This window comes from Mycobacterium sp. (assembly GCF_036273375.1).
Lineage (GTDB): Bacteria > Actinomycetota > Actinomycetes > Mycobacteriales > Mycobacteriaceae > Mycobacterium.
In genome coordinates this window covers 1-6,145 of the sequence record NZ_DASUHS010000165.1, presented here as the reverse complement: position 1 = coordinate 6,145, position 6,145 = coordinate 1, and the positions used below count along the sequence as shown (strand labels likewise).

The following is a 6,145-nucleotide window of genomic DNA, read 5'->3' as shown; positions in this document are numbered from 1 at the left end:
CGGACCACACAGCGGCGAGATCGACCGGGCCTACGGATCACTCGCCACCTACGTCACCGATCACGCCCTCGCAGTCGACGGGCCGATCCGCGAGTACTACCCTGTCGGCCCACACGAAACCAGCGAGGAAGCGCAGTGGCGGACCGAGATCGGGTGGCCGATCTTCGACACCGGCCAGGCCGCGCACGAGCCCTCCTGACGACACGGTCCCAGCGGTCACCGCCGGCATCCCGGCACACCCGATCGTGGTCCGCCCGGAGGACAAGGGCATCGACCCGTCCGGCCGGGTGACTTACAAGCCCGGGCAGTTCACCCATGCGACCTGTGGTTCGGGGAGCTGCGCTTCCCGGTCGTGCCAAGGCTGAAGCGGCGCTGCCGGTGCTGGTGATCACGCTGGCGTTCTCCCGGTTTCACGGACGCGTCGATGATCCCGTCGCGGCAGGCCGGGGACATCCTGGCCGGGATTTGGCCAGTCCGTCTTATGGCATCATCGGGCCGGACAGCATCGCCTATCCGTTCAACGAAGCGTGCAGTATAAAACAGCAGTATTCCAGCTACGTCGAAGCCTGGATCTACGACATGGCCCGGGACCGCAGCACGCCCGTGGTTATTCACCTAGTTTGCAAAGGCTAGACACGGCCAACTGGCTGCCGCGGCCTCCCATCGCATTCGGCTGCCCGGCGGTCGGCGAAAGTCAGCGCGTCGCTGCACGTCGGCCCGCGACCGCAAGGACGACGAGGTCGACCGGGCCTCTCCGTAGCCCACCGCAGACGCTGATCTTGTACGCCCCGGGTGAGCGAGATCACTCGAAGAATAGATAATCTGCGCACGGTAGGTTTCTACTGCCGCCGCTAATTCGGCTACGCCTAATCGGTGATCGGGCTGCGCACAGTCAGGAGAAGCTCGATCACTTTGTGTGATTGGCCCTAGTCCGCGGCCAGAGCGCAAGTAGCCGCCGATCTGGGCGGCGATCCTGGTGGTCATCGTGGCGGTGTGGAGCGCACGGAACTGGATGATAGGTGGTCAGGTTGGCGGCAATGCTCCGGTCTCGCCGAGCACGGACGCCAGTGCCCTACGGCGGGCGAGATCTTGTGTTCGGGGAGCCGGCCGAATCCGGCGAGCAACCCGTGGTGCTGGCTGGCGCGAGGTGAAGCGGCGCGAGCGAGGAGATGTTGATGCCGTGGGCTGCCGCGGCTTCGGGGAGGGCGATGTCGTCGGTGTCGCTGGGGAGTTGGAGGAGTAGTTGCATCCCGACGGCGGCGCCGCGGACTGGCAGCCCGGGTGGTTTCGCCGCCAGCTCGCCGACCAGGAGGTCGCCGCGGCGCCGGTAGGCGCGGTGGGCCGCCGCGATGTGCCGCTCGTACTCGCTACACCATTACGAACTGAAACGACGCCAACCGATCCGCCCTCTAATGCGGCCCCGGGGAACGGTTTGCCCTCGCGCTCAGGCGGTCTGCGAACCAGTTTCGCGTCTGGCGCGAAGCAGATCCCACTGTTGCCTGAGGTGTGGGCTGGGTGGCTGTGGATTCGTGGCGGGCGCTTTCTCGGCGATTGGGCGGGTGATCTGGGGGGCCGATCCGTAGAGTTGGAGGAGGTTCGCGGTGATCTGGTCGATCGAGGTCCAGTTGTCTTCTGTCTGGCTGAGACCGAACGGCCAGTCGGTGGTGCCGGCGCTGAAGACCTTGCCGCTGCCTTTGCGCAGGACGCCCATGGTGGCGTATTCGCCTGTCACAACGTTGCCGTTCTGGTCCTTTACTGGGAATATCGAGCGCGCGATGGCCATAAAGGCAGGATCTCCATACGCATGGATGAAGTGGATGGCGCCGGTGACGTCGATGAAGTACAACTCGGTGTCGCCGGTATCTTGCTCGTAGAAGAGAAGGTACGTGCCGTTGCTTGTGTCGAGCCGGAGGGGAATGATTGCATTCCAGGTCGTGCGCCAATCGGTGTGTGACGTCAGCAGGCTGATATTTCCGACGCCATCGGTCGAGTAGATTTCACCGGTCCCGGCGTTGCGATCGTAGAACAAAAGCGCTGTGTGACCCAGGCCGAGTTCGAGCGGGAGGATGATGTCCCAGCTGCTTCTCCACCCGGACTCGGTTTTCAGGAGCCCGGGTATGCCCTGGTTCACCGTGTAGAATTCTCCCTCGCCGACGTTGCGATCGTAGAAGAGAAGATCGGTATGGCCATTGCTGCCGAAGTTGCCAGGCACGATGATGTCCCAGCTCGTCCGCCAGCCGTCGTTCGACGTCAGCAACGAGATGTTGCCCGACCCGTCGGTGGCGTAGAACTCGCCCACTCCGGCGCTGCGGTCGTAGAACAGAAGGCCGGAGAAACCGCCGTCTGAGTAATTCCCCGGGACGATTTGATCCCAGCTTTGCCGCCATCCCTCATGTGATCGCAGCAGGGTGATGTCGCCGTTAGCCTCGACGGCGTAGAACTCACTGGCTCCTGCGCTTTGGTCGTAGAAAAGCAGTCCGGCAAATCCTGTAGTGCCGAAGACGCCTGAGATGATCTTGTTCCAGGTGGTTCGCCAGCCTTGGTGAAACCGCCGCAGAGTGAGCGTGCCCGATTCGTCAATGCGGTGCAGCTCGCCCTCGCCCAGGCCCCTGTCATAGAAGAGAACATCGGGGCTGCTGCCGACGCTGCGGTCGGCCGGGATGATGCTCTCCCAGTTCGACCGCCAGTCCAGCGGCGTCTCATTGACAGCCTGCGAGGGTGTGCGGCCGGTTCCCGGGGGTGAAGTTGGGCGGGCGTCGCATTCGTAGCCGATGACCGTGAGCCTGCCATCCTTGTAGGGCGCCCGGCGCCCAACGTTGTTGGTATAGGTGCCGAACGTGTCACCGATCGTGAGGTTGGTGCCCTGGAGCACTGGATGCTGTGCCACCACCTCATATACCGGTGCTTCGGTGTCGTTGTCGCCGACGATCAGCGTTCCGTATTGATAGCTCACGCCCGTCATCAGTGTTTCCGGACGGTTGAGAGCGGGCTCGATCCAGGTCACCGTCACCCGCTCCCGCAACGCTGGATCGTTGCTTGCGGGGTCGAGTTGTCCCTCCTTGTAGCACGTGATCGCGGGCGGATCGTCGAAGCGGATCTGCCACCAGCATGTGTTCCCGGTCAACGCGACGACCGTACCGCCGTTGTCTGCGAACTGCTCGATGTGGTCTCGCATCTCGAACGACCAGTACTCGTCGTGGCCGACCGTCACGATGAGCCGGTACTGAGCTAGCAGCCCAGGATTGGCGTGAAGGTCGTTGCTTGTGCAGTAATCCACGACAATGCCGTTTCGCCCAAGCCAGCGGATGAACGGCATCTCCCAGTATTGGAATTTCGGGGTGACCAAGTCATCAGGGCCGAGATAGGGCCGGTGGGGGGAGACGCAGAATGCCTGGTTCTCGAACCAGTGGAGCCCGTCCAGTCCGCCGTGGCCATACAGGCTCCGGCCTCCCCACCAGCAATACGCTTCGTAGGTGGAGCTTGATATGGCGAACAGGATGCCCGTGCCAGCGCCCGGCGCCTCGGCGGTGACGACGAACGGCACCTCACCGGTCACGCCACCATCGAGGGAGGACAGCCGAACGATATACAGGCCGCTCGGCGAGCCGACCGGGACGGTAACGCTGGCCGCGGCAGGCCAGGTGCAGCCGTTTTCGGGGCCGTCGAGCGGTAGGTCGGCCTGCTGGTCAGCGAAGATGCCAAGAGTTGAGATCAACGTATCGGTCAGGCCGCGGCGGAGAAGCTCGGCCCGGAATGGGCCGACCGTGCTCCGGACATGCACGGTGATCGGCTCGGCTGGCCGGACACTCTCGCTCGAGACGTAACCTTCCAACGGCCCCATCGGCCAGGTGTCGAGCGCACGCAGTTCCCCTTCGCCCGCGTCGCGGTCATAGAGGAGGAGGTCGTCGAAGACACCTCCGAACGAGCCGTTCGTGATCGACGCCCAGGAGTTTCTCCACCCCGCGAACGTCTTCACCAGGGAAAAGTTCCCAGCGCCATTGAGCGTGTAGAGCTCTGCCACGCCCGCTGCCCGATCGTAGAACACAAGCCCGGCGTAAGCCGATGCCCGCAAGCCAACTGGGCGAATAATCGACCAACTCGACCGCCAGCCCGAGAACGGGGCTATGAACTGAATGTCCCCCGCGGCATCGACAGCATACAGCTCAGCATGGCCGCTCATGGCCTCGTAAAACAACAACAATGGGTTGCCGCCGACTTGCAGCGAGACAATGACACTCCACGTTGTCCGCCACCCCGTGTACGCCTGCTGGAGCACAAGCCCGCCATTGCCATCGGTCGCGTAGATCTCTCCCCAGCCCGCATCGCGATCATAGAAGAGCAACCGGGTGAGACCCAGCTGGCCGTCAACCGGAACGATCATGTCCCAGCTCGTCCTCCAGCCATCGTGGCCCTGGAGGAGTGTGATGTTTCCAAGTCCGTCGCCGGAGCACAGCTCGACGTGGCCGGCCGCCCGGTCGTAAAACAAAAGGCCTGTGAATGGGCTAGCAGCATAGCTGCCGGGCACAATCTCCGACCAGCTCGTCCTCCAGCCAAAGTGCGACTGCAACAAGGCCATGTTCCCGAGCCCATCGACAGAGAAAAACTCGCCCGTACCGCCGACCGCATCGTAAAACAGCAATCCGTCACAAGCTGAATTGGTGAACCTGCCCGAGAGGATGGCATCCCAGCTTTGCCGCCACCCGCCATCGAGCTTCACCGAGCGATAATCAAGGTTAGGTTCCATAATACATTGTCCCCTTTGCGGATTAGCGGCCGGTTGGCAGGCGGCGCGGACTCAGAGGCCTTGATCTCACGGGCCGCTGTTGCCTGAGCGTGCCAGGCGACGGCACGCTCGGGCCACCCGCGGTGACCGCACCCGAACGGGCGGCAGCAGGCGCGCCGCTGGCCACCGCGCTGGCCACAGCCAGCAACACGCCAAACACCCATGCCGCGCAGCGGCACGGCCTATGCATCGTGATCATCGCCAATCCCCCCTCCCCGCCTCATGCTCCCTTGCCAGGATCGTCCTCGCCCGTGGCGCTGGGGGCAATACACGGCATTGAACAAATATGGACACCAGGACGCGGGACAACCGGACCGATGGTGTCACCACCCCCCGCGGCAAGCATCGACGGCGGCCCGGCCAGCGTCCACCGCCGATCACCCGGCCGCCATCGCGGGTTCCCCCCAGCGCGCCCTCCAGAGGCCGGTAGGCAGGATCGGCCAGGCATCTGGTCCCGCCACTGCCAAGGCCATCTCCAGGATCGCGCTTGCATTCACCGAACTGACGGATCGATATGGCCGACAGCCCAGTCAACCTCGAGTAGGTCGGCGACCGTGCAGATCCGGACTATATGCATTCGACTCGCAAGAACAGAAGGCACGGCGAGGACTGCAAATATTCGGCGTTATGCCCGGTATGCCTGGTTGTCACCTTGCAGAATGCTGACTCTCCGTAACAGGCCACCTCTCCCCTCCAAGTGCCCTGCCATATAACACCGAAGACCCCTGTCATCTAACGATGAAGCCGCATCCCGTCCGGATGATCACGCCGCGTGCACAGGACTTGGATATCCGCGCAGAGAACTTCGGACATTGACACCCTTCTAACTCACTGGGGCCATCTTTCTCAGATGGCGAGTTTTACGAGTCCGAAGAATTGCGAAGTTGATTCGTGAACCAGCACCGGCAGATCCGGCGAGGACGGTGAGCCCATTAGGAGGTGGGTAGTACCAACCGGCTGCGCTGGGGCTAATGCGGCTCCGCATCGAATGGAGCCACTGGTCGGCGAAATGGCGCTCCTCCTCTATCGCCAGGCATCTGCATCCGAGCTTGCAGGCGGCAGCGAATCGTCGCTGCTCGATACTCCTCGAGATCCTGCGCACTTGACGAAACGTGTAAAGCTAGCTCACTGGCCACGTCATTGTCCACATTTCCCCGGTTGCAAGCCTTGCCCGTTGCTCATCTTGCTTAGATCTTGTCTGCGGCTGGCGCCGCTGTCGGGGGCTTCAGGCCCCGCACCAATTCACAAGGATCGATCTCCAAGCCCTGGGCGAGCTTGAGAATGTTATGGAGCGAAACGTTGCGCCTGCCCCGCTCAACCTGGCCGACGAAGGTCCAGTGCAGCCCGCAGGCGTCGGCCAGT

The 6,145-nt window shown here is 63.1% G+C and carries 3 protein-coding genes and 1 pseudogene; 2 read left to right on the top strand and 2 right to left on the bottom strand.

Annotated elements, in window-relative coordinates:
* The coding region (locus tag VFW69_RS15735; protein WP_526502435.1) for a GyrI-like domain-containing protein at positions 1 to 199 on the top strand (199 nt) is incomplete at its 5' end.
* A gap of 46 nt (positions 200 to 245) precedes the next feature.
* A pseudogene (locus tag VFW69_RS15730) lies at positions 246 to 469 on the top strand (IS21 family transposase); the annotation flags it as partial.
* Between the two features lie 975 nt (positions 470 to 1,444).
* On the opposite strand, the gene VFW69_RS15725 reads toward VFW69_RS15730, so the two are convergent.
* Together VFW69_RS15725 and VFW69_RS15720 are read right to left on the bottom strand one after the other, a co-directional pair.
* Positions 1,445 to 4,717 carry a N,N-dimethylformamidase beta subunit family domain-containing protein gene (locus VFW69_RS15725; protein ID WP_526502434.1) on the bottom strand — a complete coding sequence of 1,091 codons (3,273 nt, stop codon included), beginning with the start codon at positions 4,715 to 4,717 and terminating at the stop codon, positions 1,445 to 1,447.
* Positions 4,718 to 5,970: 1,253 nt separating this feature from the next.
* Complete coding sequence (locus tag VFW69_RS15720) at positions 5,971 to 6,144, bottom strand: helix-turn-helix domain-containing protein (RefSeq protein ID WP_526502436.1); 174 nt, start codon at positions 6,142 to 6,144, stop codon at positions 5,971 to 5,973.
* Position 6,145: the final 1 nt, after the last annotated feature.